Here is a 227-nt window from a genome sequence, read left to right on the forward strand (position 1 = left end):
GGTGGGCGCTCAGCAGGCGGAGTTCTACGTGCTGCGCTACACGCAGGAGCAGCCCAAGCTGCGCCTCATGGCTTCGTACGCCTCGGACGGCCACGGCGCCTACGGCAAGGAAGTCGAACTCGGCCAGGGCCTGGTGGGTCAGGCGGCCTTCGACAAGAAGAAGCTGATGCTGACGTCCAGCTTCCCCGAGAGCCTGAGGATCGCCTCGGGCCTGACCGAGGTGCAGC

The 227-nt window shown here is 67.0% G+C and carries 1 protein-coding gene; it reads left to right on the forward strand.

Annotated elements, in window-relative coordinates; all coding sequences use genetic code 11:
* Positions 1-227 (forward strand): hypothetical protein (locus MMY95_RS15830; RefSeq protein WP_241277848.1); only part of this gene is annotated, 227 nt, incomplete at both ends.

Source organism: Lactiplantibacillus sp. ME-2 (genome assembly GCF_022549155.1).
GTDB lineage: Bacteria > Bacillota > Bacilli > Lactobacillales > Lactobacillaceae > Lactiplantibacillus > Lactiplantibacillus plantarum.